Source organism: Dellaglioa sp. CoH-56-MRSF-10, from assembly GCF_056782175.1.
Map to the genome: position 1 here is coordinate 1 of NZ_JBXAYF010000057.1, position 373 is coordinate 373.

1 protein-coding gene is annotated in these 373 nt (G+C 53.9%); it reads left to right on the forward strand.

Annotated elements, in window-relative coordinates; translation table 11 throughout:
- Positions 1-186: 186 nt before the first annotated feature.
- A partial coding sequence (locus AC1RP4_RS07820) for a hypothetical protein (RefSeq protein ID WP_481763244.1) occupies positions 187-373 on the forward strand: 187 nt, incomplete at its 3' end.

Here is a 373-nt window from a genome sequence, read left to right on the forward strand (position 1 = left end):
GTGCTAGGGCTCGCGGATAACGAAGCCCGCACCCTCATGCAGCAATGGGAACAGCGCGCGGCCGACCTGATTCGGAAACGGTCTTAATGCACAGAATAAAGACTGAGTAATTTACTCGGGTATTGTTGACGGCTCCGAAAGGGGCCGTTACTATTTGAGCCATCGATAACCCACTAGGCGCACCCCATGAAAACGAATCTGCGTTTCAATATTGACCAAACGGTTAACATTCAAGCCGATATTGAGCTTGGTTCACGGTACGTCGTTAGCATCTTTGACGAGCGCGGAAACTGCATGGTGGAACGGCTGGGGCTCGCACGTTATCGCAATGTGCGCGGCGCGATTGCCACGATCATGGGCGACCCGCGTATCG